Origin of the sequence: Microbacterium sp. GbtcB4, from assembly GCF_019091465.1 — a bacterium.
GTDB lineage: Bacteria > Actinomycetota > Actinomycetes > Actinomycetales > Microbacteriaceae > Microbacterium > Microbacterium paraoxydans.
In genome coordinates, this window is the sequence record NZ_JAGXJJ010000005.1 from 106,787 (window position 1) to 131,868 (window position 25,082).

A 25,082-nucleotide genomic window follows, 5' to 3' on the forward strand; every position below is an offset into this window, starting at 1 on the left:
CGTGTTGCCATGTCGCCTCCCGTACGTTCCACGAGGCCGGGACCGGCGATGCGTTTCCGGCCGCCTGCCACGCCCATCGGCGTCGTGCCGCGGGAACGTGTGACCGCGGCGATCGCGGCTGCCATCGATGCCGACGGGGTGACGGTCCTCAGCGCGCCCAGCGGCTATGGGAAGACCACCGCCGTCGCTGCCTGGGCGTCATCGCGCGACGACGTCGCCTGGCTCGCGCTGAGCGCGTCCGACGACGACCCCGCACTGCTGACCGCCGGCGTCCTGAACGCGCTGGCGCTCGCGGCGGAGCGTGCGGGGCGCGTGTTCGCCGCGCCGCGGGACATCGAGGATCCGATGCGCGCCTACCGGCAGATATGCGCGGCGTTCCAGGACGCCGAGCACCCGGTGTACCTCGTCGTCGACGATGCCCACCGTGCCGGGGAGGCCTGGGGCGATGGTCTCCTCGGGATGCTGGCCGACCAGCCTCCGGACGGGCTGCGGCTCCTCCTGGTGGGGACGACCCTGATCGAGGTCACCCTGTCCCGCCATCGCCTGATGCATCCGGGAGCCTTCGTCGGTGTGGACACCCTCCGGTTCTCGGAGGACGAGATCCGGAGTCTGACGCGATCGGCGCCCGGCGCGCTCGATGCGGCCGCGGTGCGCGACGAGACCGGAGGCTGGCCCATCGCGGTGCGGCTGGTCCTCGTCGGCGGCTCCCTGCCGTCGAGCCCGGCGTCGACGGCCTCGTCCTTCCTCGGCGCGTACATCCGTGAGCATGTCCTGGACGCGCTGCCGCCCGCGCTCGCGGACTTCGTCCTCGAGGGGACGGCCTGCGCGGAGCTCACTCCCGACACCGCCGCACAGGTGACGGCGAGGGACGACGCCGCCGACCTCCTGGAGACCTGCGTCCGGCTCGGACTGTTCCTCGACCGGTTCGACGGCCCGGAGGGCCCGACCTACCGCTGGCACCCCGCGTTCGCGCGTCGGTGCGCCGACCTCGCGCGGACGGATGCGGCGCGTTTCGCCACGGTGCACCGCCGTGCCGCTCGTGCTCTGGAGCACACGGATCCGATCGCCGCCGTGACGCATGCGCGGCGCGCCGGGGATCCGGCGGGCGCCAGGGCCATCCTCCTCCGGCACTGGCTGGGCCTCGTGGTCGGCTCCTCGGCCGTCGACGTGGAGCGGACGGCGACGACGCTCCTCCGCGACAACCCGGACGATCCGCACCTGCTGCTCGTACGGGCCGGAGCCAGCGACGTCCTCGGGGACCATCGCGTCGCCCGGGAGCTGTGTCGACGGGCCGAGGCCCTCCTCGATCGCACGCCGGGGCAGGCCGACCCCGCCGTCCTGCTCATCGTCCGCCTGCTGCTCGCCGAGTCGTCCGTCGAGGTGGCGGTGTCCGGTGCGGAGATCCGCGCGCTGCTGGATGCCGAGGACGACAGGATGTACGGCGGCCGGGTGGCGCTCAACCATCTGCTGGGGTGGACCGCGCTGCGCAATCGCGAATCGCCGGACCTCGCGATCGAGTACTTCTCGGCGGCGGCGCGCGAGGCGAGGCAGGCCGGTGATCGGGAGCTCACGTCCCGCGCCGTCGGACATCTCGCCTACGGCCTCGCCACGTCCGGCCGACTCACGGAGGCCGCGGCCGTGCTCGCCGAGGCCGAGAGCACCCGTGAGGCTCTTCCTCCGCGGAACACCTTCGCGCGAGGAAGCGCCGTGGCCGCCGCGGGGTGGGTCGCGTACTGGTCGGGCGAGGCGGAGGAGGCGGTCCGGATCTTCGACGCGGCACGCGAGGAAGCCGCGTCCGGCCGCGATCTGGCCGGGCATGCACGCATGATGGGCGCCTATGCGGCCGCGCTCACGGGAGACCCCGGGATCTGCCGCCGAACGGCCATCAGCGTGCAGGAGCTCCCCATCGACGTCGTGCAGGGGGTGGCGTGGCCGGCGTTCCGGGAGTCGTCGGTGGCCCTGCTCGAAGAGGCGGTGGGGCGGAGGGAGCGGGCGCTGCGGATCGCGATGAAGTATGCGGGCGGCACCGACCTGCCGCTCGTGGGCGTCGCCCTGTCCGGGATCCTGCGTCGCGCCGAGGAGCACGCTGCGGCGCTGGAGATGCTGCGATCGCTGCGGGGTGCGTCCGAGCTGTCGTACGTCAAAGCCGCCACGCTGATCACCGCGGCCGCGCTCCGGAGGGCGACGGGGCACCAGGAGGACGCGCATGACCTGTGCGAGGCCGCCCTCGCGGTCGCGTCAGCGGAGAACCTCGTCGTGCTCTTCGGTCCGCGTGAGGTCGCGGTGCGCCGGCTGCTGCAGGCGCACGTGCACCACGGCACGCAGTTCGAGGGGTTCATCGAGAGGTGCCTCGCGGTCGACGCGGTCGGCTCTGTGACCGATCGGCTGTCGGAGCGGGAACGCGACGTCTTCCACCAGATGCAGACCGCACGCACACTGCCGGAGATCGCCCAGGAACTGCGCGTCTCGGTGAACACCGTGAAGACGCATCAACGCGCGATCTACCGCAAGCTCGGGGTCTCGTCCCGGCGGGAGGCCGTCCACGCGACCGTGTGAGCAGGCGCGGGCGTCAGGGGCTCCCACCGAGGGTGGCGACGAGGGCGGCGTTCGCGACCGCGGAGGGGATCGCCTGCGTCGCCAGGATCCGGTCCCCGGCGTCCTCGACCTCGCGGATGAAGCGGACGTCCCAGCGCTGTTCGACGAGGATGACGGCGGCGACGGCGCCGGGAGGCACCCACGGGAGGAAATGCCGGACATCGTCGAGGGAGATCAGGCCCGGTGCGTACAGGGGCAGGCCGGCGAGCGAGAAGTCGTCGCCGTCGACCTCCGTGATGCGGTGCCCCTCGACGGCATCGCGGCGCACGACGAGGAAGTCGAGCACGCGCAGTGTGCCGTCCTCGACCTGACGCAGCAGCGGTTCCAGGACGGGCGGTCCCGGGTGTGCGCTGCGCAGCTCGACCACGATGAACGCCACGTCTCCCAGCACCCGGCTCCTCATGGCCACCCTCGATTCGTCGCGTCCTCCGATCGTGACAGCCGCACGGAGATGGAGGCCCGAATCCTCACCCGAAGCGGGTGAGGACCGGCGCGCGGGCGACGACGGCGGTGCCATTCTGGACCGCGGATGAAGGGTGGCGACATGAAGGAGTTCCGATTCGGGCCCGTCGAGTTCTATCTCGTGGGCTTCGACGGTGATCGGCCGGATCCGTCCACGTTCGGCGCACTGACGGACCTGGTGTCGAAGGGCGTGGTGCGCGTGCTGGACCTCGTGCTGGTGACACGGACGGCGGACGGGGATCTCGACATCCTCGAGGTGGAGGAGGACGACGGGGCTGCCGTCCTCGACGGCCTCGAGCCGATCGTCGCCGGGCTCGCGAGCGAGGACGACGTGCGCGCCCTGGCGGAGGTCGTGCCGCCGGGACGGTCGGCGGCGGTCGTGGTCCTGGAGCTCCTGTTCGCGCGGACCCTCGCCCAGGATGTGGCCGCCGCGGGAGGCCAGGTGCTGCGCAGCGAGCGCGTTCCGGCACCCGTCGTGAACGCGGTGATGGACATCCTCGAACAGGAAGGTGAATGACATGCCCTTGCGGAGATTCGGCCGGCCGGGGCTCATCGGTCTCGCCGCGCGGACCGCGGTGGTCGCCGGGACGGCGACCGCGGTGCAGGGAGCCGCCATGCGGCACCAGGAGCGCCGCGCACAGAGCGAGTACGAGCAGCAGCAGTACGAGGCGGCCCAGCAACAGGCCCAGATGGACGATGCGGCCCGCACCGCGGCGGCGCAGTATGCGCCGCCGACGAGCCCGCCGGCCGCGCCGCCCGCAGCGGCCGACGACCTGATCGCCAAGCTGCAGGAGCTCGGATCGCTGAAGGCCTCCGGGGTGCTGACGGACGAGGAGTTCGCCGCCGCGAAGCAGAAGCTGCTGAGCTGAGCGTCGCGACGATCGAGACGAGGCCGCGATGAGCGAGATCGATGACCTGCGGGCACGGCTGCGTGCGCTGGAGCAGGAGAACGAGGCGCTCCGACGCCCCCGACGCCGGATCTCGGCCCGCAGCATCATCGCCGGGATCGCGCTCGTGGTCGCCGTGCTCCTCGCGCCGATCGCGGCGATGGGGACGTGGGCGCGGCTGCAGCTCGTCGACGCGGACCGGTTCGTCGCGACCTTCGCCCCGCTGGCCGAGGATCCGGACGTACAGGACTTCGTCGCCGATCAGGTGACGGCCGCCATCGACGAGCAGGTCGACCTGGATGCGGTGGTCGGCGAGCTCTTCGATGGCCTGCGTGCCCTCGACCTCCCGCCGCGCGCCACCGCCGCCCTCGGGCTGTTGGAAGCGCCGGCCGCCTCCGGCCTGTCGTCCCTGATCGACGGCGTCGTGCACGAGGTCGTGTCCTCGCGGCAGTTCGCCGACATCTGGGCGGAGACGCTGCGCTTCACCCATGAGCGCGCCGTCGCCATCCTGCAGGACGAGCCAGGCACCGCGCTGGACCTCAGCGACGACGGGGTGCTCTCGGTGGACGTGGGGGCGGTCGTCGAACGCGTCAAGGAGGCTCTGGCCGAACGCGGGGCCGGGGTCGCCGACCTCATCCCGGTGGTCGATCGCACCATCCCGGTGGTGCAGACCGACGCGCTGGTGCTGGTCCGCACGGTCTATCAGATCGCGGTGACGGCGGGCTTCTGGCTGCCGTGGGTCGTGCTCGGCCTCGTCGTCCTCGGAGTGCTGCTCGCAGTGAACCGGCCGCGGGCGCTGTTCTGGACGAGCGCCGGGTTCGCCGTCGTCTTCCTCCTCCTCGCCGCCGGGATGGGGATCGGACGCGGGTTCTTCGTCAGCGCCGTCAGTCCGTCGATCATGACGGCCGCGGCGGCCGAGTCCCTCTTCGATCAGCTCACCGCGCTCCTCGGCTCCACCATCGTCGCGCTCGCTCTGGTCGGGGTCCTCATCGCACTCTGGGCGTGGCTCGCCGGATCGAGCCGCAGTGCCCGGACGGTGCGCGGCGTCACGGAGAGCGGGTTCGGGGCGCTTCGCGAGGCAGCCGAGGCACGGGGGATCTCCTCCGGGCGGTTCGGGCGGGCGGTCGACCGCTATCGCGGTGCGATCCTCATCGCCGGGATGGCGATCGGGGTGCTCATCCTCCTGGCGACGCGTCCCGTGACCTTCGGTGCCGTCCTCGGTGTGACGATCGGCGTGCTCGTGCTCACGATCCTCGTGGAGCTGCTGCGACGGCCAGGCCCCGCCACGGCGCCGGAGGAGCAGGACGCCGCCGTCGTCGAGGACGCGCACGGCGCGGAGATCACCCTGCGCGGGTGAGGGCCGCTGTCGGCATGCGCGTGGGGTCGGAAGACTCAGGCCGAAGAGAGCGCGGACGCGCCCTGAACGAAGGAGAGACGATGTCGGAATTCAACGCAGACTTCTCGGGCGAGATCACGCTGGACGTCCGCGACTCCCGTCCCGACTGGTCGCCGTACGAGCTGCGGAAGGCACCGGACGGAGCGCCGAACGTCCTCGTGGTGCTGTACGACGACACCGGGCTCGCCTCCTGGTCGCCGTACGGCGGCCGCATCGCGATGCCGACGATGGATCGTCTGGCCGCCGGGGGTCTCACCTACACGCAGTGGCACACCACGGCGCTGTGCTCCCCGACGCGGTCCACCATGCTCACGGGGCGCAACCACCACGTCAACCGCGCCGGCGTCATCATGGAGGGCACGAACGGCTTCCCCGGCTTCGCGGGGCGGCTCCCCGCGGAGTGCGCCACGATCGGGCAGGTGCTGCAGGAGAACGGGTACAGCACGTTCTGGCTCGGCAAAGACCACAACGTCCCGGAGGAGGACATCGCGCCGGGGGGCAGCCGCTCGATGTGGCCGCTGCAGCTCGGGTTCGACCGCTTCTACGGTTTCCTCGGGGGCGAGACCAACAACTGGTACCCCGACCTCGTGGAGGACAACCACTTCATCGAGCAGCCGTACAGCCCGGAGGAGGGATACCACCTGTCGAAGGACCTCGCCGACCAGGCACTTGCGATGATCCGGAACCAGCAGGCCTCGAACCCCTCGAAGCCGTGGTACATGTGGTTCTGCCCGGGCGCGAACCACGCCCCGCACCACGCGCCGCAGGAGTACATCGACAAGTACAAGGGGGCGTTCGACGACGGCTACGACGCGTATCGCGAGTGGGTGCTCGCCCGCATGATCGAGAAGGGCGTGCTGCCGGAGGGCACGCAGATGACGCCGTTCAACCCGTTGCCGGACGAGGCGGCGAACCCGGCCGACTACGTGCGCCCGTGGGCGGAGCTGAACGACGACGAACGGAGGCTGTTCGCGCGGATGGCCGAGGTCTTCGCCGGCTTCTCCGAGTACACGGATGCCCAGGTCGGTCGGATCGTGGACTATCTGGAGGAGACAGGCCAGCTGGACAACACGATCATCTTCTACTGCGCCGACAACGGCGCTTCGGGGGAGGGATCGCCGGACGGCTCCGTGAACGAGAACAAGTTCTTCAACGGGTACCCCGACGATCTTGCCGAGAACCTCGCGATGATCGACACGCTCGGCTCGGCCGACACCTACAACCACTATCCGACCGGGTGGGCGGCCGCGTTCTCCACGCCGTTCCAGATGTTCAAGCGCTACTCCCAGTACTCCGGGGGCACCTGCGACCCGATGGTCGTCCACTGGCCGAAGGGGATCGCGGCGAAGGGTGAGCTGCGCCACCAGTACCACCACTCGGTGGACGTCGTGGCGACGGTGCTCGACGTGATCGGCATCGCGATGCCGGAGACGTACCGCGGGGTGCCGCAGCGACCGCTCGACGGCGTCTCGATGAAGTCGTCCTTCGACGCGGCGCCGGACGGACCGACGCAGAAGAGCGTGCAGTACTACTCGATGCTCGGCACCAGGGGCATCTGGAAGGATGGCTGGAAGGCCGCGGCCGTGCACGCGCCGCTGAGCGGCAAGGGCCACTTCGACGACGACGTGTGGGAGCTGTACCACGTGGACGAGGACCGCTCCGAGTCGAACGACCTCGCCGGGACGCACCCGGAGAAGCTGCAGGAGCTCATCGCTGCGTGGTTCGCAGAGGCGGAGGCGAACTTCGCCCTTCCGCTCGACGACCGCTCGGCCCGTGACCTGCTGAACGTGGAGCGTCCGCAGGCGGAGCCGCCGCGGGGACGGTATGTGTACTTCCCCGGCACCGCGGCGGTGCCGGAGAGCGTCGCGGTGAACGTCCGAGGGCGCTCCTACAAGATCATCGCCGATGCCGTCCTCGACGAGGGCGCCGAGGGTGTGATCTTCGCGCACGGTTCCCGCTTCGGCGGGCATTCGCTGTTCCTCAAGGACAACAGACTGGTCTACGTGTACAACTTCCTCGGCATCCCGCCGGAGCAGTCGTTCACCTCGGAGGAGCTCACCCCCGGCCCGCACACTCTTGGTGTGGAGTTCGTGCGCGAGGGAGCGGGGGAGCACGGCGAGTCCGTAGGCACGACCACGCTGTACGTCGATGATCGTGCGGTGGCGTCCGGTCCGATGCGGGCGCAGGTCGGGAAGTTCACGCTCTGCGGCGACGGACTCTGCGTCGGGTGGGACAGCGCCGACCCGGTCAGCGCGCAGTACCGCAATCCGTTCCCGTTCACCGGCGGCAAGCTCCTGGGCGTGGCGGTGGACGTGAGCACGGAGCAGTATCTCGATATGGAGCTTGAGGCGGCCGCGATGCTGTCGCGCGAGTGACCGAACGCAGGGGGTGGCGGCCTAGCATGAGGGCATGACGGCGATGATCGAGGTCCCCGGCGGAACGCTCCTCATGGGGTCGGACGAGTTCTACCCGGAGGAAGGCCCCGTCCACGAACGGCGTGTGAAAGCGTTCGCGCTCGATCAGCACCCCGTGACGAACCGCCAGTACGCCGCGTTCGTCGAGGACACCGGCTACATCACGATCGCCGAGCGGCCGATGGACCCCGCCGACTACCCCGGCGTGCATCCGGACGACCTCGTCCCCGGCGCCATGGTGTTCACGCCGACCCGAGGCCCCGTCGACCTGCGCGACTGGCGGCAGTGGTGGCGGTGGGAGCCCGGTGCGTCGTGGCGCCAGCCGTTCGGACCGGCCTCGTCGATCGACGACCGCCTCGATCATCCGGTCGTGCAGGTCGCGTACCCCGATGCCGTCGCCTACGCTTCGTGGGCGGGCCGGCGCCTTCCCACCGAGGCGGAGTGGGAATGGGCGGCGCGCGGTGGCCTCGTCGGCGCCCGCTTCGCCTGGGGGGAGGAGACAAAGCCGGGCGGCACCCTCATGGCGGACACGTGGCAGGGCGCCTTCCCGTACCGGAACGACGGTGCCGACGGGTGGATCGGCACCGCTCCGGTGGCCTCGTTCCCCGTCAACGGCTACGGCCTGCACGACATGATCGGCAACGTGTGGGAGTGGACGGCGGACTACTGGACGCACCGGCACGTGCCGCCGGGAGCCGTGGGCGTGGAGGCGGGGCATCGAGCGAGCCTGCTGTCCTCCGAACCCGGGTCGCCCATCCCGCGCCGCGTTCTCAAGGGGGGATCGCACCTGTGCGCTCCGGAGTACTGCCTCCGCTACCGCCCCGCGGCGCGATCGGCGCAGGCGGAGGACACCGCCATGACCCACATCGGCTTCCGCTGCGCCCTCTGACCGCCCGGAGTTCCCCGACTCAGACGGGGTCGGGGAACAGGGACGCCCAGTCGTCGCGGACGCTCACCACGGTGTACCCGCGGTCGGCGGCTGCGTGGAGGGCCTGCTCCGCTCCCGTGTCGTAGGGCGTGTCGTCGCGGTCGGCGTCGTCGTGATGGATCAGCAGTGCGAGTCCGGGCCGAGGGCCGCCGTGCGCGAAGTCGAGCATCGGCATGTCGCCGTTCGAGTTGCCGGCCGCCAGGAGCGGGCGCCGGCCGATCCGACTCCAGATCCGCACCGGCTTCTCCGGCCCGTCGTCGAAGAAGGCGAGGGCGGAGGAGTAGCGGACGCTGGCATCCTTCTCGTCGTAGGCGAGTCCGAGCGCCGAGCCGATCACGCGCTCGGGAGGGATGCCGTAGTTCGCCTGGGTCATCGGTCGCATGAAGTCGCGCTCGCCGCCCGACACGATGTAGCAGGTGAAGCCGTGGCTCTCGAGATACCGCAGCAGCTCGACCATCGGGCGGTACACCGATTCGGCGTAAGAGCGACCGAGGAGCGGGTGCTGCGCGGTGCGGTAGAACTCCGTGACCGAACGGGCGTAGTCCTCCACGCTCACCCCGTCGGTCAGCCCCAGGAGCGCGTGGATGATGACGCCGAGGTCGGAGTCGTCGCCGGCGTAGTGCTTGTCGATCGCGGTGCCGAGCCAGGCGAGGTCACCGGTGACCGCGGCGCGGTAGGGCTGCCGGTCGGCCAGGGAGGGGTCACGGGTCGCCTCCTCGCGCCAGCGCTCGACGACGTAGTGCAGCTGGGTGGGCATGGGCTTCTCCGACCAGAGAGTGCCGTCGTTGTCGAACACGGCGATGCGTTCGTCGACGGGGACGGGGTCGGGGCCCTCCGTCACGGCGGCGACGAACGCCTCGATCGTGCGCCGCGTGCCGGTGTCGCGCCAGGAAGACAGAGGTGAGGAGTCCATGACCACGATCCTCCCAGGCGTGGCGTCGGATGCCGAGCGTCCCTCACCCGGAGCGGACGAGTCCCGCTGCGACCGGGCGTGCGGGAATACCCTCGCAGGGTATAGGGTTGTGCCGAAGGAGTACCCCAGGGGGGTATCCCGAGGAAAGGAAGCATGATGAGCACGAGCGAGTACCAGGTCACCGGAATGACGTGCGGCCACTGCGAGATGGCGATCCGCGGCGAGGTGTCGCGCATCCCCGGTATCGAGGGTATCGATGTGAGCGCACAGAGCGGGAAGCTCGTGGTGCGCAGCTCCGCCCCCGTCGACGACGCGGCCGTGCTGGCCGCCGTGGACGAGGCGGGCTACCAGGCGGTCCGGTCCTGATGGACACCCCGCCCGCGACCAGCGTGGAGCTGGAGATCGGCGGCATGACCTGCGCGTCGTGCGCGATGCGGATCGAGAAGAAGCTCAATCGTCTCGACGGCGTCACCGCCACCGTGAACTACGCGACCGAGAAGGCGAGCGTCACGGTGCCCGCGGGCATCGACACCGCCCTGCTCATCGCCGAGGTCGAGAAGACCGGATACACCGCCGTCGTCCCCGTGCCTCCCGCTCCCGCGGGTGCGCAGCCCGACGGCGAGGAGCCGGATCCGGAGCTCACGGCGTTGCGTCACCGGCTGATCGCGTCCGTCGTGCTCACCGTCCCGGTCATCGCGATGGCGATGATCCCGGCGCTCCAGTTCACGTACTGGCAGTGGCTGTCGCTCGCGCTCGCGGGTCCCGTGATCGTGTGGGCGGCGTGGCCGTTCCACAAGGCGGCGTGGATCAACCTCCGGCACGGTGCGGCCACGATGGACACGCTCATCTCGATGGGCACGATCGCCGCTCTGCTGTGGTCGTTGTACGCGCTGTTCTTCGGTACCGCCGGAATGCCCGGCATGACGCACCCCTTCGAGTTCACCGTCGCACCCAGTGACGGTGCCGGGAACATCTACCTCGAGGTCGGGGCGGGGGTGACCACGTTCATCCTCGCCGGGCGCTACTTCGAGAAGCGTTCCAAGCGGCAGGCCGGTGCGGCGCTCCGGGCGCTGCTGGAGCTCGGAGCGAAGGAGGTCGCGGTACTCCGGCAGGGCGTCGAGACCCGGATCCCGACGAGCGAGCTCCGGGTCGGGGACGAGTTCGTCGTGCGCCCGGGGGAGAAGATCGCCACCGACGGCGTGGTGGTCAGCGGCACGTCCGCGGTCGATGCCTCGATGCTGACCGGCGAGTCGGTGCCCGTGGAGGTCGGTCCCGGCGATGCCGTCACCGGCGCCACGGTGAACGCCGGAGGACGCCTGGTGGTGCGTGCGACCCGCATCGGCGCAGACACCCAGCTCGCCCAGATGGCGCGGCTCGTGGAGGAGGCGCAGACCGGGAAGGCCGAGGTGCAGCGCCTCGCGGACCGCATCTCCGGAATCTTCGTGCCGATCGTGATCGTGATCGCCCTCGGCACGCTGGGAGTGTGGCTGGCAGCCGGGTTCCCGGCGTCCGCCGCCTTCACCGCCGCGGTCGCGGTGCTCATCATCGCGTGCCCCTGCGCACTGGGCCTGGCCACGCCGACCGCCCTCCTCGTCGGCACCGGTCGCGGTGCCCAGATGGGCATCCTCATCAAGGGGCCCGAGGTGCTGGAGTCGACCCGGAAGGTCGACACGGTCGTGCTCGACAAGACGGGCACCGTCACCTCCGGTCGCATGACGCTGACGGCGGTGCACACCGACGACGGCGTGCAGCGCGAGGAGCTGCTGCGGCTCGCCGGTGCCCTCGAGGACGCTTCCGAGCACCCCATCGCGCAGGCAGTGGCGGCCGCGGCCACCCGGGAGCTCGGCGCCCTGCCGAGCGTCGAGGAGTTCGCGAACGTCGAGGGCAGGGGCGTCCAGGGCATCGTCGACGGCCACGCCGTCGTCGTGGGACGCGCCTCGTTGCTCGCCGACTGGTCGCAGCACCTGTCCGCGGGGCTGGCTGCGGTCAAGGCCGAGGCGGAGGCCCAGGGCAAGACTGCGATCGCGGTGGGCTGGGACGGTCGTGCCCGCGGGGTGCTCGTCGTCGCCGACACGGTCAAGTCCACGAGCGCGGAGGCGGTGGCGCAGCTCCGGGCGCTGGGACTGACGCCTGTCCTGCTCACGGGAGACAACCGTGCGGTGGCCGGGCAGATCGCCCGCGAGGTGGGGATCACCGAGGTGATCGCCGAGGTGCTGCCCCAGGACAAGGTCGACGTGGTGCGCCGGCTCCAGGGCGAAGGAAAGGTCGTCGCGATGGTGGGAGACGGCGTGAACGACGCCGCGGCCCTCGCCCAGGCGGACCTCGGGCTGGCGATGGGGACCGGGACCGACGCGGCGATCGAGGCCAGCGACATCACGCTCGTCCGCGGCGACCTCCGCAGCGCGGCCGACGCGATCCGCCTGTCCCGCCGCACGCTCGGTACGATCAAGGGCAACCTGTTCTGGGCGTTCGCCTACAACGTCGCAGCCATCCCGCTCGCGGCGCTCGGTCTGCTCAACCCCATGCTCGCCGGTGCGGCGATGGCGTTCTCCAGCGTCTTCGTCGTCGGCAACAGCCTCCGCCTGCGGTCCTTCCGCAGCAGGGCGGTGGACACCCCGTGAACGAACGACAGAGGAGTACCGACATGTCCGATTCCCCCGCAGGATCCTGCTGCAGCGTCCCGCGCCAGAGCGGCGTCTCCGCCGAAGGGCGCACCGACCTGCTCGCCGTGCCGGCCGAGGGCATGGCCGAATGCCCGGTGATGGCCGGAACGCCCGTGGTGATCGCGACCGCCGAGGCAGCGGGCCTGTATCGCGACCACGAGGGCACCCGCTACTACTTCTGCTGCGCGGGCTGCGGGCCGGCGTTCGACGCTGATCCCGCGAAGTACACCAGGGCGGCCTGAGCCCCCACCCGTGCGGGGCCGCGAGATCCGGCCCCGCACGGCATCATCGACGTTGGAGGGAAGACATGAGCACCTCGCATCACGACCATTCCGCGCACGGTCACCCCGGGGGAGCGGGGACCGGGACGCACGCGGATCACACCGGACACGCGGAGCACGCCGCGCCCGGAGACCACACGGACCACGCGGGACACAGTGCGCACGCCGGGCACGGCGGCCACGCGGGACACGGCGGTCACGGCGACCACGTCGCCCAGTTCCGGCGGCTGTTCTGGATCATGCTCGTCCTGGCCGTGCCGACCGTGCTGCTCTCGGGCATGTTCGCGATGATCGTGGGCTACCCGCTTCCCGACATCCCGGGTCTGGCCTGGGTGTCGCCGGTCCTCGGCACGATCATGTACGTGTGGGGAGGAAAGCCGTTCCTCACCGGCGCCGTCAGCGAGATCCGTGCCCGGCAGCCCGGCATGATGCTGCTCATCGGGCTCGCGATCACCGTGGCGTTCGTCGCGTCGTGGGGAGCGAGTCTCGGGCTGCTGCATCATGAGCTCGACTTCTGGTGGGAGCTCGCTCTCCTCATCGTGATCATGCTGCTCGGGCACTGGATCGAGATGCGGTCGCTGGCGCAGACCACCTCCGCCCTCGACTCGCTGGCCGCGCTGCTGCCGGACGAGGCCGAGCGCGTCGAGGGCGATCAGGTCGTGCGGGTGGCCCCGTCGGACCTCCGCGTGGGCGATGTCGTGGTGGTGCGCCCCGGCGGGAGCATCCCTGCCGACGGGCGGATCGTCGACGGCCGCGCCTCGATGGACGAGTCCATGGTGACGGGGGAGTCCCGCACCGTCACACGGACGACCGGCGACGCGGTGACCGCGGGGACCGTCGCCACCGACTCCGGCCTCCGCGTGGAGATCACCGCGACCGGAGACGACACGACGCTCGCGGGCATCCAGCGGCTCGTGACGGAAGCGCAGAACTCCTCGTCCCGCGCACAGCGTCTGGCCGATACGGCCGCCGGCTGGCTGTTCTGGTTCGCGCTCGGTGCTGCCGCGATCACCGCGGTGGTGTGGAGCGCGGTCGGCCTGCCGGACGACGCCGTCATCCGCACGATCACCGTGCTCGTGATCGCCTGCCCGCACGCGCTGGGTCTGGCCATCCCGCTCGTCGTGTCGATCGCGACCGAGCGCGCGGCCCGTGGCGGCGTGCTCGTGAAGGACCGGCTGGCCCTGGAGAGCATGCGCACCGTCGACACCGTGCTGTTCGACAAGACCGGCACGCTGACCAAGGGCGAGCCCGTCGTCTCCGAGGTGTCGGTGGCCGGTGCGGAGACCGCGGAGGAGGTGCTGGCGCTCGCCGCGGCCGCCGAGGCCGACAGCGAGCATCCGCTGGCGAAGGCCATCGTCCGGGCCGCTCGCGACAAGGAGCTCCGCGTGCCGGCGAGCCGCGACTTCTCGTCCTCGCCGGCGGTGGGGGTGACCGCGATGGTGGACGGCGCCGTGATCCGCGTCGGCGGCCCGCACCTGCTCACGGAGGAGGATGCCCACGAGCTCCCCGTCGCGGAAGGGTGGCGTGCGGACGGCGCGATCATCCTGCACGTGTTGCGGGACGGCCGCGTCATCGGGGCGCTCAAGCTCGCGGACGAGGTGCGTCCGGAGTCGCGGGATGCGGTCGATGCGCTGCACGCACTCGGCGTCCAGGTCGTGATGATCACCGGCGACGCGGAAGCCGTCGCGCACACCGTCGCGGCCGACCTCGGCATCGACCGTGTGTTCGCGGGCGTCCGGCCGGAGGACAAGGCTGCGAAGGTGCAGGAGCTGCAGCACGAGGGCCGCAGGGTCGCGATGGTGGGCGACGGCGTGAACGACGCCCCCGCGCTCGCTCAGGCCGACGTGGGCCTGGCGATCGGCGCAGGAACGGACGTGGCCATCGCCTCCGCCGGGGTGATCCTCGCCGGAGACGACCCGCGCGCCGTGTTGTCGGTGATCGAGCTCTCCCGCGCCTCGTATCGCAAGATGACGCAGAACCTCTGGTGGGCGGCAGGGTACAACCTGCTCTCCGTCCCGCTGGCCGCGGGTGTGCTCGCTCCGATCGGCTTCGTGCTGCCGATGTCGGTCGGCGCGGTGCTCATGTCGCTGTCGACGATCGTGGTGGCGCTCAACGCGCAGCTGCTCCGGCGGCTCGATCTCCGTCCGGAGGTCGTCACCGCGGGCATCCTGCAGCGCTGAGCGCCACCACGCCGCCGTCTCGGTCCCGGCTCAGTGTCGACGGCCGAGGCGGCGGAGAGCGCGGACGCTCAGGACCACCGTCAGCACCCAGGGTCCCACGACGATGATCGGGTCGAGCCAGGTGTGCCGGAGATCGATCCGTCCCCGTCCGAACGGCGACGCGAGCGGACGATGCTGCGGTTCCGCGAGGACACCGGTCTGCGTGATGGGGTCGTCCGGTCGCCGGGTGAGCAGGGAGCGCGCGTGCGCCGTCACCGCATCGACCCGGTCGCCCAGCACGAGCAGCAGCCAGCGGGTGTTCTTCGTCTCGCTGAACCGGTCGTAGGCCACGCGCCGGATGGCGCCGGACAGGCCGTGCAGCGGCTGGGCGGTGCCCCAGACGGGCGGCAGCATCCCGTGCTCGATGGAGCGCTCGCGGCCGCGGTCGGGGCCCTGACGCTCGGGGAGGTCCCAATGCGCGCCGGTGTCGCCGACATCCTCCAGCTGTTGCCAGGTGCGGCGGTGCTCGGGGGCGAGGTCGGCGCCCCAGCCCGGGATCCGGGCACGCAGCTCCTCGGGGGTCGGTGCGGGGATGGGTCGAGATCCTTCGTACGGCATGGTCATTCCTCTCCGACGACGATGAGCGGCTTGATGCAGTCGTCGAGCTTGGACGAGAACACGTGGTAGGCCTCCGCGATGTGCTCCAGCGGGAAGCGATGCGTCAGCAGCTCGGAGGGACGGATGTGCCCCGCCTGGATGTGTTCGAGCAGTCGAGGCCACTGCCTCTTCACGGGAGCCTGGTTGCCGCGCACCGTGAGTCCCTTGTTCATGATGTCGCCAAGGCGCACCGAGGTCACCAGAGGACCGTACGCGCCGAGGATGGACACGGTGCCGCCCTTGCGCGCGCTGTCGATGGCACAGTTCACCGCGACGGGGGAACCGCCCTGCAGCTTGAGCTTCGCGGCGGTCACATGCTGGACGACGCTGCCGTCCGCCTCCGCGCCGACCGCGTCGATCACCACGTCCGCGCCGAGGTAGCCGGTCGCCTTCTTCAGGGCGAGCACGATGTCACCGGCTTCGTGGAGGTGCATCGTCTCGGCGAAGGCGAAGTCCCGCGCCTTCTCGAGCCGGTAGTCGAGGTGGTCGACGACGATGACCCGGCCTGCGCCGAGGAACCAGGCCGAGCGGGCGGCGGCCAGGCCGACGGGACCGGCGCCGAACACGACCACCGTGTCCCCTTCGGCGATGTCGGCCTGCTGCGCGCCGAAGTAGCCGGTGGAGAACGCGTCGGTGAGCAGCAGCGCGTCTTCGGAGGCGAGCCACTCCGGGATCACCGACGGGCCGACATCCGCGAACGGCACGCGCACGCGCTCCGCCTGCCCGCCGTCGTACCCGCCTGTCGTGTGCGAGTAGCCGTAGATCCCCCCGACCGCGGTCGCGTTGGGGTTCACGTTGTGGCAGTTCGAGAAGAGGCCTCGGCGGCAGAAGTAGCACGAGCCGCAGTAGATGTTGAACGGCACCATCACCCGGTCTCCCGCCCGCAGACTCTCCACCGAGGGGCCGACCTCCTCCACCACCCCGACGATCTCGTGACCGAAGGTGTGCCCGATGCGGGTATCGGGCATCATGCCGTGGAAGAGGTGGAGATCCGACCCGCACACGGCGGCTCTCGTGACCCGGACGATCGCGTCGTTGGGGTGTTGGATCGTCGGATCAGGTTTCTCCTCGACGCGGATCTTGTACGGTCCGCGGTAGGTCATCGCCTTCATCGGATGCTCCTTCGCTACGTGGAGTGACCGACGCTAGGCGCCGCCTCGAGGATGACTCAGGGCATTGACGGATGGCGCCGGGGAGCGTAGCGGGCCGAAGTCAGGCCCTGGGCGGGGACCCGATCTCCGCGCGTGCCCGGCGGCTGCGGGCCGCGAGCACGAGGCCACCGAGGACCGCGGCGAGGAGCGAGCCGACGAGCACGCCGATCTTCACGTGATCGTCCGCGACGCTGCTGCTGCCGTACGCGAGCTCGCCCACCAGCAGCGAGACCGTGAACCCGATGCCCGCGAGCAGGGACATGCCCGCGAGATCCGACCAGCGCAGCGACTCATCGAGGCGCAGGGCCGGTACGCGACTCAACAGGAAGGTCGTGAGCAGGATGCCGACGGGCTTACCGAGCACGAGCCCCACGATGATACCGATCGTGATGGGGTCGGTCAGCGCCGAGACGAGGCCGTCCACGCCGCCGATCTCGACCCCGGCCGCGAAGAAGGCGAACACCGGCACGGCGACGAGGGTCGCCACGATGCCCCAGCGATCCGCGAAGTGCGCGGCGAGACCGTCGTAGACCGGGGCGCCGTCGGCGTCCGTCCCGGTCCGCACCCGCGCGCGCTCCGTCGGACGCACCGGGACCATGAAGCCGAGCAGCACGCCGGCGACCGTGGCGTGCACCCCCGACGCATGTACGAACGCCCAGACGGCCAGGGCGAGGGGGAGCAGGAGCCACCAGGACCGGATGCCGTTCTGCACAGCGAGTGCGAAGCCCGCGAGGGGGAGGAGCGCCAGGATCAGCCAGGGGAAGCTGATGGTCTCGGTGTAGAAGGTGGCGATGATCGTGATGGCGATGAGGTCGTCGATGATCGCGAGCGTCAGCAGGAACACCCGCAGGGCGGGCGGCAGGAAGCGGCCGACGACGGCGAGCACCGCGATCGCGAACGCGATGTCCGTGGCCGTGGGGATCGCCCATCCGCGGAGGACCTCGGCGCCCGACGCGGCGTTGATCGCGACGAAGAAGAGGGCGGGGACGATGACGCCGCCCACCGCGGCGGCGATCGGGAGCGCGGCACGGCGCGGGTCACGGAGACGCCCGGCGACGAACTCCTCCTTCAGCTCCAGTCCGACGACGAAGAAGAACACCGCGAGCAGGCCGTCGGCGGCCCAGGCGCCGACACTGAGCTCGAGGTGCCACTCTGGGATCCCGAAGCGGAAGTCCCTGATGGCCTCGTACCAGGGGGCGGCGGGGGAGTTGGCGAGGATCAGGGCAGCGAGCGTGGCGGTCAGAAGGAGACCGCCGCCGAGCACGTCGCTGCGGGCGGTGGAGCGGATGCCGCGCCAGAGCTCATGCGGCGCGAGACGGAAACGGGCAGGGGACGACGAAGAAGACACAGGGATACCTCACGGCAGATGGATGGGTGGCGCGATGTCGCCGCACCCGTCCGGGCGCGGCCTATCCCCGTGGCGGCGGGCAGCCGGCGATCTCGCCGTGCGAGAGGGTGCCCCAGACGCTCGTCCACCCGTTGGTGCCGGGGTGCAGCACCACGCGCATCCACTCCGTCATCGGCGTCGCGGACGACAGACGGCGCGGAGCGCGCGTCGAACCGGCAATGAGGAGGGAGGGCACGGATCCAGGCTACCGGTCCGGGCGGCGGGCCCGCTGAGCGACCTCCGGGGGAACGAGAAGAGGGACCGTCCGTCTGGACGATCCCTCTTGCTGTACGTGCCCCCGACAGGAGTCGAACCTGCGACCTACGGTACCGGAAACCGGCGCTCTATCCACTGAGCTACGGAGGCGTACCGATCGACAATATCACTCGTCGGGGGTGGTCTCCGACCCACCGGCCTCCGTGACCGGCGCGGCGCGCAGTTCGTCGAGCGCCGCGGCGAGCCTTTCGGCGAGATAGCGGTGGCCGTCGGTGGACGGATGCTTGCGTCCGACTTCCACGTCGATGACGGCGAGGTAGTTGTCCTCGGTGATCCAGTCCCGCTCGATCGGGGAGATGTACCACCAACCGCGGGCCGAGGCGAGAGCTGCGAGATCCCGGTCGATCCGTGCGGTCTGCGCGCCCACCGGCAGCTCGTGCGGCGCGGGACCGAGGACCACGATCGCCGCCTCCGGATACAGCGCCGTCAGCGCGTCCCACGCGGCGGTCACGGCCTCGCGGTAGCCGGCCGCGCCCTGCGCCCGGTCGTTGATGGAGCCCTGGATGATGACGAGGTCCGGATCGAGGGTCGGGTCCAGCGCCGCGATGCGGTCGCCGAAGTCGGGGCCGTCGATCCCGGGCTTGAGGTAGCCGCTGCCGCGGACGCCGTCGACGATGGTCGAGCCGTGCAGGAGGTCGGCGAGCACGTACGCGTAGCCGAGCGTGGGGTCGGAGGCGGCCGAACCGTAGGTCCAGGAATCGCCGAACACGAGGACGGTCGGCTCGTCGGGGAGCGCGAGCGGCGCGGGGGCGATGACCGCGGCGGACTCGTCTCCGGTGGCGGCGCCGACCGGGAGGGACGACGGCGCCGGGACCCACGGTCGCCAGACCCCGATCACGCCCGCGGCGACGGCGACGAGGAGGGCGGCGGCGACGCCCGCGATGCGCAGTCGACGAGGGGCGGCGGGGGCGTTCATGGTGTGAGAGTAGATCACGGAGGACGGATCGCAAACTCCGCGGGACACGGGGCGACGGAACGGGCCGGCGCACCCCCGTAAACTGGGGGATCTATGAATCCTGAAACGCTCGCCCACGCCCTCCTCGCCGTCCTCGCCCCCATCGCCGAGGAACGACGTCCGGGCGAGCCGTTCGACCTCTCCGCCGCCGACATCGTGCTGGAGCGCCCGCGCAACCGCGACCACGGCGACTGGGCCTCGAACATCGCCATGCGCCTGGCCAAGCCCTTCGGCACGAACCCGCGCGAGCTCGCCCAGCAGATCGCCGACGGACTGGCCGATGTGGACGGCATCGCGAGCGTGGAGGTCGCGGGCCCCGGCTTCCTCAACATCCGCCTCGACGCGGCGGCCGCCGGTGCGCTCGCGAAGGTCATCGTCGACGCCGGTCCCGCCTACGGGACGAACTCCTCGCAGGAGGGCGTGAGCGTCAACGTGGAGTTCGTCTCGGCGAACCCCACCGGACCGCTGCACATCGCGCACACGCGCTGGGCGGCCCTCGGCGACGCGATCGTCCGCCTGCTCCTCGCGAGCGGCGCCCGTGCGGTGCGCGAGTACTACATCAATGACGCGGGCGTGCAGATGGACCGTTTCGCCGCGTCCGTGCTGGCCGCGGCGAAGGGGGAGCCCACGCCGGAGGGCGGCTACCCGGGGGAGTACATCGCGACGCTCGCCGGTCGCGTTCTCGAGGCCCGTCCCGACCTGCTCGACCTCCCCGAGGAGGACCAGCTCACCGTCGCCCGCGAGCTCGGCTACGAGTACCAGCTCGCCGAGATCAAGAACTCCCTCGAGCGCTTCAACGTGCCGTTCGACGTGTGGTTCTCCGAGCGCACCCTCCACGCGAAGGACGCCTCGGGCACCAGCCTCATCGACCAGGCCGTCGACCGTCTGCGCGAGCAGGGCCACGTGTTCGACGAGGACGGCGCCGTCTGGGTGCGCACCACCGACTTCGGCGACGACAAGGACCGCGTCATCCGCCGCTCGAACGGCGAGTACACCTACTTCGCCGCCGACGCCGCCTACTACCTGAACAAGGGCGACCGCGGCTTCCGCGACAAGATCTACCTGCTCGGCGCCGACCACCACGGCTACGTGCACCGTCTCAAGGCGGTCGCGGGGGCGGCGGGCGACGACCCCGCGAAGAACATCCAGGTGCTGATCGGCCAGATGGTCTCGATCAACGGCGCCCGCCTCAGCAAGCGCGCCGGCAACATCATCGAGATGGACGACCTGCTCGACTGGCTCGGCACGGACGCGCTGCGCTACTCGCTGGAGCGCTCGCCGGCCGACTCGCCGCTCGACCTCGACCCGGAGCTGCTGCAGAAGCGCACGAACGACAACCCGGTGTTCTACGTGCAGTACGCACACGCCCGCACCCACAACGTCGCGCGCAACGCCGCCGACTCCGGCATCGACCGCTCGGTCTTCGCCCCGGAGACCCTCACGCACGAGACCGAGGCGGCGCTGCTGGGCGCGCTCCAGGAGTTCCCGCGCATCGTCGCGTTCGCCGCCGAGGTGCGCGAGCCGCACCGCGTCGCGCGCTACCTGGAGGAGCTCGCCGGGCTGTACCACCGCTGGTACGACAACTGCCGGGTGATCCCGCTCAGCGACGCCCCGGTGGAGGACGTGCACCGCACGCGCCTGTGGCTGAACGACGCCGCCGGCCAGGTCTTCCGCAATGGGCTCGACCTGCTCGGCGTCTCCGCGCCCGAGCGCATGTAGGGAGCGCCATGAGCGACGACAACCCGACCCTCCCGTACCCGAAGCCCTCGGACGAGCACCCGACGCTCGTGGTCCCGGACCCGGCGGACGGTCGCCAGCGGAAGGGCTCGGCGCCGCGCCGGCGCCGGTGGCCATGGGTCGTCCTCATCGTCGTGGTGGTGGTCGCGGCCCTCGTGGTCGCGGCGGAGCTCGTCGCCCGTGCGGTACTGCCCGGCGTCGTGCGTTCGATCGTCATCGAGCAGCTAGACCTCCCTGCCGACCAGCAGCTGGACGTCGAGACCGAGGGGGTCCTCCTCCCACAGCTGCTCGCCGGTCGTCTCGACACCCTGCGGCTGTCGACGGACGCCGTCACGCTGCAGGGCATCACCGGTGCGGCTGACGTCACGGCGACCGGCGTTCCGCTGCGGGGCGGCGACCTCGACGGCGCCGACGGCACCATCCGCATCGACCAGGAGCAGTTCACCGCTCTGCTCGCCGACTCCGAGCTCCCGGTCGACACCGTGGAGTTCGCGGCACCGAACGCGACCCTCGGAGGCTCGTTCGACGTGCTCGGCACCGCGGTTCCGGTCTCCGTCACCCTCACTCCGGGGGCTGTCGAGGGCGACCTCGAACTCACCCCGGTGGCGGCGAGCATCGGCGGCGTCGACATCGATCTCGACAGCGTCGGGTCGTCGCTCGGCTCCCTCGGTGACGGGATCACGCAGCCGCGGCGGGTGTGCATCGCGGACCAGCTCCCGGCCGGTCTCACGCTGACGGGGGTCGAGATCGTCGACGATCAGGCCGTGATCGACATCGACGTGGACGGGGCGATCGTCACGGATGATGCGCTCCAGGAGAAGGGGTCCTGCGACCGCTGACCGGACCCCACTTCAATCGGGCAGGCGCTCCTGCAGCCGTGCGGCGAGCTCCGTCGGCCGCTGCAGGGGGATGCCGTGTCCGTAACCACGAAGGACCTCGAGGGTGCTGCGGGGATGGACACGGTTCAGCAGCGCGGCGGAACGGCGCATGAGCGGCTTCTCGTCGCCTCCGACGAGGACCAGTGCCGAGCCGGGGTGCGTGCTCCACGCGGGCGGCGGCGTGAAACGCAGGTTCTCCTCGACGGCGCGCAGCAGGGTCGTGCGTGAGATGGCGGCGGAGGTCTCCAGATAGCGGGGGAGCAGCGCGTCCGGGACGAACAGCTCGCGCGCCTGCAGACGGGCGAAGCGCTCGTTCCTGGCGAGCCCGGCCGTGAGGCGGAGCAGCGCGAGGGTCGGTCGGATGGCGCGCAGCGGTTCCGCCTGGGCGCTGATGACGACGGCGTCGGCGACGAGGTCCGGGCGTCGTGCCGCGAGCAGGACGGCGAGCTGCGCGCCGAGGGAGAATCCGACGACCGTGGCCGGTCCCGTCTCCCGCTCCAGCAGGGGGACGAGCGCCGCCACCGTCTCCTCGTGCGACGCGTAGTCCTCGGTCGCGCTGCGGCCGTGACCGGGAAGATCAGGGACGATCACCCGCCGCGCAGGATCGAGGTGCGTGCGCAGCGGCTCCCACATCCAGCCGGCGACGCCGCCGCCGTGCAGGAGCAGAAGCGGTGGTGTTCCCGGGGGACCCGATGTCTCGTGATGCATGTCACTCCGTCTCGAAGCTCGCGGCCATGCGGCCGACCGTGTCGATGGCGCTCTTCAGCGTGCCCCGGTCGAGCGGTCCCAGCGTTCGGGCCGCGGAGAGCAGTCCGAGGGTGGCGCTGGAGAGCGCGAGGGCGAGGGCTTCGGGCTCCACGTCCGGCACGATACGGCCCTGACACTGGAGGTCACGGAGCCCGGTGACGACCCGCTCGTGACGTGTCCGGTACCGGGAGGTCGGTTGCGTGGCGACGTGCGCGCCGAGCACTCCCGCATCGTCGAGGAACGCTGCCGTCATGAGCTCGTCGTCGAGCAGCGCGGCCGCCGTGGCGCGGTAGAGGGCGCTGAGCGAGGGCTGCGGTCCTGCGGTGCGGGCGACGGCGTCGGCGATCCGAGCGGTTCCGCGCTGGAGCAGGGCGTCGAGGATGTCGCGCTTCGCGGCGAACTCCAGATAGACGGCGCCTTTGCCGATACCGGCCACGCGGGCGATCGCCGCGACGCTCATCGTGTCGAACCCCTCCGCGAGGACCATCCCCTCCGCCGCGTCGAGGATGCGTGCCCGGCGGTCCGGGACGAGCGGCCTAGGCATCGGAGCCTCGTGCGAACCACTCGTGCAGGGCGGGGATCACGAGGTCGGGACGGTCCCGTTGCACCCAGTGCCCGGCGCCGGGGGCCACGAAGAGCTGCCCGTCCGGCAGGCTCTCCGCGGCCGCCTCGATCCGTCGGAGCGGGACGCCGGAGTCGCGGTCGCCGTGCACGAGGAGGACGGGGACGCGGATCTCGGCGAGTCGATCACGGTAGTCGGTGCGGAGCCGCAGCGGCCGCACCTGGTCGCGCTGCCAGCCGCCGAAGGTCTTGAGACCGGAGCCGGTCGCAGCCTCGGCGAGCACCGCGTCGACGAGAGCAGGGGTGCGGGCGTCGGGGGAGCGCACGAGATCCTGAAGGCCTCGCGTCATCGCCTTGCGGTCGCGTGCGTAGACGCGTGTCATCGCACCGAGCAGGCCCGAACGCAGGAGCAGGAACGTCGACAGGTGGGAGAGGGGCCCGAAGGCGCCGTCCGTCAGGCGCGGCATCAGACCATAGCTGCCGAGGAGGGCGGCGGCGTGCGCTCCGTCCGGGCGGTCGAGCAGATGGCCCAGCGCCATCCCCGCGCCCATCGACAGGCCCCCGATGGCGTAGGCGTGCAGCCCGAGGGCATCGACGAGGTCGCCGACATACTGCACCAGGCGCTCTTGCGTCAGCGGTGCATCGAGGTGTGAACTGCGTCCGAAGCCCGGGTGGTCCGGCGCGAAGACGCGGTGCCCGGCCGCCGCCAGCGCCGGCCCGACCTCGCCCCAGGAGAGCTCCGCACTGTCGGCCCCGCCGCCGTGCAGCAGCAGCACGGGCGGCTGTGTCTCCCCGGACGGGCACCATTCTAGGATCGACACCGCCGCGCCGGGAACGGTCACGGTGTGCCGTCGTGGTGCGGACATGCATCCCCTCTCGTTGTGACCATCGTATCGATTCCGGTCACAACGAGGGCATCACTCCGTGGCGGCGGTGCCGTTCTCCTCGGCCGCCGCACGCTGGGCGTCGCGCAGCTCGGCCGTGGCGATCTTGACGTCGACCTCGGCGCGCTGCAGCCGTCGCTGGACGAACGTCCGCGCGCCGAACCGTTCGTGCAGGCGGTCGCCGCGCTCCTCTTCGGCCGTGACGATGTAGGCGCACGCGACGAGGATGACCTGCGTGGAGAGCTGGAGCCAGATCAGGAGGGCGAGGAGGGAAGCGAACGAGGCGAGCAGGGGATTGCTCGTCGCTCCGCCCACGAACAGTCCGGAGAGCTGCTGCAGCACGATGAGGCCGAAGGCGCCGAGGAAGGCGCCGCTCCACAGGGAACGGGCGGCCGGCCGGACGCCGGAGAGCAGGAGGAAGGCGCCGACGATCAGGGCGGCATCGAGGACGAAGACCACGAGAAGCGACAGGATCCGGACCGTCCAGGCGAGCAGAGGCGAATCCGACGGCACCCCGAGCAGGTCGCCGATCCAGGTCACCCCGAGCTGACCGATGAACGTGATACCGGCGGCGAGCACGAACGCGATCCCGATGCCGGCGGCGAGGAGCAGGTTGCGGACGATGACCCATATCCACAGGATGTCCGCCTGGATCGTGCCGGCGATGGTCCGGATGGCCGTGCGGAGCGAACCGATGGCGCCGAGGGCGGCACCGATCAGGGCGACGAGGGAGATGATGCCGGCGATCGAGAACGACGCCGGAGTCCGGAGGTCCTTCGTGTCGATGACGCCGCCTTCTCCGATGAGCCCGGGGACCGCGGACTGCACGGCGTCGATGATCGCGCGCCAGGCCTCCGGGTTGCCGGAGAGCCAGAGGGCCGCGAGGGAGAATCCGAGGAGCACGCCCGCGAACACGCTGAACAGGGCGCGATAGGTCACGCTGTCGGCGAGCATCGGACCGCGTCGTTCGGAGTACAGCAGCACCGCCCTCACCGGTCGCCGAGCCAGGGCCCAGGCGATCACCGGGCCCGTGATGCGGGCGACGAGCCCCGGGCGGGCCGGGGCTGCGGAGCGGTTCTCGGAGTCTCGGTTGTCGGTGTCTGCCACGTGCCCACCCTATGAGCCGGGCGGTACCGCTCCCCAGGGGGTTG

General features: G+C 71.1%; 23 protein-coding genes and 1 tRNA gene. 12 read left to right on the forward strand and 12 right to left on the reverse strand.

The features are described 5' to 3' along the window. The first annotated feature begins 84 nt into the window (after nucleotides 1-84). Entirely contained in the window at nucleotides 85-2,556 is a 2,472-nt protein-coding gene (locus KVS71_RS20440) for a LuxR C-terminal-related transcriptional regulator (protein WP_368874659.1), read from the forward strand. Between the two features lie 13 nt (nucleotides 2,557-2,569). On the opposite strand, the gene KVS71_RS09845 is transcribed toward KVS71_RS20440, so the two are convergent. Beyond that, nucleotides 2,570-2,998 carry a DUF6325 family protein gene (locus KVS71_RS09845; protein WP_144880914.1) on the reverse strand — a complete coding sequence of 143 codons (429 nt, stop codon included), beginning with the start codon at nucleotides 2,996-2,998 and terminating at the stop codon, nucleotides 2,570-2,572. Nucleotides 2,999-3,139: 141 nt separating this feature from the next. On the opposite strand from KVS71_RS09845, the gene KVS71_RS09850 reads away from it, so the two are divergent. From KVS71_RS09850 to KVS71_RS09870, 5 genes are all read left to right on the forward strand, one after another. Further along, nucleotides 3,140-3,574, forward strand: coding sequence for a DUF6325 family protein (locus KVS71_RS09850; protein WP_105950779.1), 435 nt, complete (start codon nucleotides 3,140-3,142; stop codon nucleotides 3,572-3,574). 1 nt (nucleotide 3,575) lies between these two features. Beyond that, nucleotides 3,576-3,926, forward strand: a complete 351-nt coding sequence (locus KVS71_RS09855) for an SHOCT domain-containing protein (RefSeq protein WP_060921624.1) — start codon at nucleotides 3,576-3,578, stop codon at nucleotides 3,924-3,926. Nucleotides 3,927-3,954: 28 nt separating this feature from the next. Then, nucleotides 3,955-5,301 carry a hypothetical protein gene (locus KVS71_RS09860; RefSeq protein ID WP_217584444.1) on the forward strand — a complete coding sequence of 449 codons (1,347 nt, stop codon included), beginning with the start codon at nucleotides 3,955-3,957 and terminating at the stop codon, nucleotides 5,299-5,301. Between the two features lie 80 nt (nucleotides 5,302-5,381). Continuing rightward, a complete protein-coding gene (locus KVS71_RS09865) occupies nucleotides 5,382-7,715 on the forward strand; it encodes an arylsulfatase (RefSeq protein ID WP_105949595.1) in 2,334 nt (777 codons plus the stop codon). A 34-nt stretch (nucleotides 7,716-7,749) separates the two neighbouring features. After that, nucleotides 7,750-8,643, forward strand: a complete 894-nt coding sequence (locus tag KVS71_RS09870; RefSeq protein WP_060921621.1) for a formylglycine-generating enzyme family protein — start codon at nucleotides 7,750-7,752, stop codon at nucleotides 8,641-8,643. A gap of 19 nt (nucleotides 8,644-8,662) precedes the next feature. Here the strand turns inward: KVS71_RS09870 and KVS71_RS09875 are convergent, their stop codons facing one another. After that, entirely contained in the window at nucleotides 8,663-9,595 is a 933-nt protein-coding gene (locus tag KVS71_RS09875) for an HAD family phosphatase (RefSeq protein WP_060921620.1), read from the reverse strand. Nucleotides 9,596-9,751: 156 nt separating this feature from the next. On the opposite strand from KVS71_RS09875, the gene KVS71_RS09880 reads away from it, so the two are divergent. The 4 genes from KVS71_RS09880 to KVS71_RS09895 all read left to right on the forward strand — a co-directional run bounded on the left by KVS71_RS09880 (nucleotide 9,752) and on the right by KVS71_RS09895 (nucleotide 14,719). Beyond that, nucleotides 9,752-9,961, forward strand: a complete 210-nt coding sequence (locus KVS71_RS09880; RefSeq protein ID WP_060921631.1) for a heavy-metal-associated domain-containing protein — start codon at nucleotides 9,752-9,754, stop codon at nucleotides 9,959-9,961. Next, nucleotides 9,961-12,216 (forward strand): heavy metal translocating P-type ATPase, encoded by a 2,256-nt coding sequence (locus KVS71_RS09885; RefSeq protein WP_217584445.1) that lies wholly within the window; start codon nucleotides 9,961-9,963, stop codon nucleotides 12,214-12,216. The genes KVS71_RS09880 and KVS71_RS09885 overlap by 1 nt, the downstream gene beginning before the upstream one ends. A gap of 23 nt (nucleotides 12,217-12,239) precedes the next feature. Further along, the gene (locus tag KVS71_RS09890; RefSeq protein WP_025103119.1) at nucleotides 12,240-12,500 is read left to right on the forward strand and encodes a YHS domain-containing protein; all 261 of its coding nucleotides are present in this window, start codon (nucleotides 12,240-12,242) and stop codon (nucleotides 12,498-12,500) included. 65 nt (nucleotides 12,501-12,565) lie between these two features. After that, a complete protein-coding gene (locus tag KVS71_RS09895) occupies nucleotides 12,566-14,719 on the forward strand; it encodes a heavy metal translocating P-type ATPase (protein WP_217584446.1) in 2,154 nt (717 codons plus the stop codon). Between the two features lie 30 nt (nucleotides 14,720-14,749). Here the strand turns inward: KVS71_RS09895 and KVS71_RS09900 are convergent, their stop codons facing one another. The 6 genes from KVS71_RS09900 to KVS71_RS09925 all read right to left on the reverse strand — a co-directional run bounded on the left by KVS71_RS09900 (nucleotide 14,750) and on the right by KVS71_RS09925 (nucleotide 19,085). Beyond that, the gene (locus KVS71_RS09900; RefSeq protein WP_217584447.1) at nucleotides 14,750-15,316 is read right to left on the reverse strand and encodes a hypothetical protein; all 567 of its coding nucleotides are present in this window, start codon (nucleotides 15,314-15,316) and stop codon (nucleotides 14,750-14,752) included. Between the two features lie 2 nt (nucleotides 15,317-15,318). Continuing rightward, a complete protein-coding gene (locus KVS71_RS09905; RefSeq protein WP_217584448.1) occupies nucleotides 15,319-16,467 on the reverse strand; it encodes a zinc-dependent alcohol dehydrogenase in 1,149 nt (382 codons plus the stop codon). Nucleotides 16,468-16,567: 100 nt separating this feature from the next. Continuing rightward, a complete protein-coding gene (nhaA, locus tag KVS71_RS09910; RefSeq protein WP_217584449.1) occupies nucleotides 16,568-17,854 on the reverse strand; it encodes a Na+/H+ antiporter NhaA in 1,287 nt (428 codons plus the stop codon). 61 nt (nucleotides 17,855-17,915) lie between these two features. Continuing rightward, the gene (locus KVS71_RS09915; RefSeq protein WP_167627861.1) at nucleotides 17,916-18,089 is read right to left on the reverse strand and encodes a hypothetical protein; all 174 of its coding nucleotides are present in this window, start codon (nucleotides 18,087-18,089) and stop codon (nucleotides 17,916-17,918) included. Nucleotides 18,090-18,186: 97 nt separating this feature from the next. Beyond that, a tRNA-Arg gene (locus KVS71_RS09920) sits at nucleotides 18,187-18,259 on the reverse strand. A gap of 16 nt (nucleotides 18,260-18,275) precedes the next feature. Further along, nucleotides 18,276-19,085: an SGNH/GDSL hydrolase family protein gene (locus KVS71_RS09925; protein WP_217584450.1), complete on the reverse strand. Its 810-nt coding sequence runs from the start codon at nucleotides 19,083-19,085 to the stop codon at nucleotides 18,276-18,278. 93 nt (nucleotides 19,086-19,178) lie between these two features. Between KVS71_RS09925 and argS the strand changes: the two genes are divergently transcribed. Both argS and KVS71_RS09935 read left to right on the forward strand, forming a co-directional pair. Further along, nucleotides 19,179-20,843 carry an arginine--tRNA ligase gene (argS, locus tag KVS71_RS09930; protein WP_060922230.1) on the forward strand — a complete coding sequence of 555 codons (1,665 nt, stop codon included), beginning with the start codon at nucleotides 19,179-19,181 and terminating at the stop codon, nucleotides 20,841-20,843. A gap of 8 nt (nucleotides 20,844-20,851) precedes the next feature. Then, nucleotides 20,852-21,700, forward strand: coding sequence for a DUF2993 domain-containing protein (locus tag KVS71_RS09935; RefSeq protein WP_217584451.1), 849 nt, complete (start codon nucleotides 20,852-20,854; stop codon nucleotides 21,698-21,700). A gap of 12 nt (nucleotides 21,701-21,712) precedes the next feature. On the opposite strand, the gene KVS71_RS09940 is transcribed toward KVS71_RS09935, so the two are convergent. From KVS71_RS09940 to KVS71_RS09955, 4 genes are read right to left on the reverse strand one after another with little or no spacing between them, the layout of a single operon-like run. Continuing rightward, nucleotides 21,713-22,447, reverse strand: coding sequence for an alpha/beta fold hydrolase (locus tag KVS71_RS09940; RefSeq protein ID WP_060922232.1), 735 nt, complete (start codon nucleotides 22,445-22,447; stop codon nucleotides 21,713-21,715). A 1-nt stretch (nucleotide 22,448) separates the two neighbouring features. Then, nucleotides 22,449-23,030, reverse strand: a complete 582-nt coding sequence (locus tag KVS71_RS09945; protein WP_217584452.1) for a TetR/AcrR family transcriptional regulator — start codon at nucleotides 23,028-23,030, stop codon at nucleotides 22,449-22,451. Then, a complete protein-coding gene (locus KVS71_RS09950; RefSeq protein ID WP_217584453.1) occupies nucleotides 23,023-23,913 on the reverse strand; it encodes an alpha/beta fold hydrolase in 891 nt (296 codons plus the stop codon). Before KVS71_RS09950 ends, KVS71_RS09945 begins: the two co-directional genes overlap by 8 nt. A 51-nt stretch (nucleotides 23,914-23,964) precedes the next feature. Continuing rightward, nucleotides 23,965-25,038: a YihY/virulence factor BrkB family protein gene (locus tag KVS71_RS09955; protein WP_217584454.1), complete on the reverse strand. Its 1,074-nt coding sequence runs from the start codon at nucleotides 25,036-25,038 to the stop codon at nucleotides 23,965-23,967. Nucleotides 25,039-25,082: the final 44 nt, after the last annotated feature.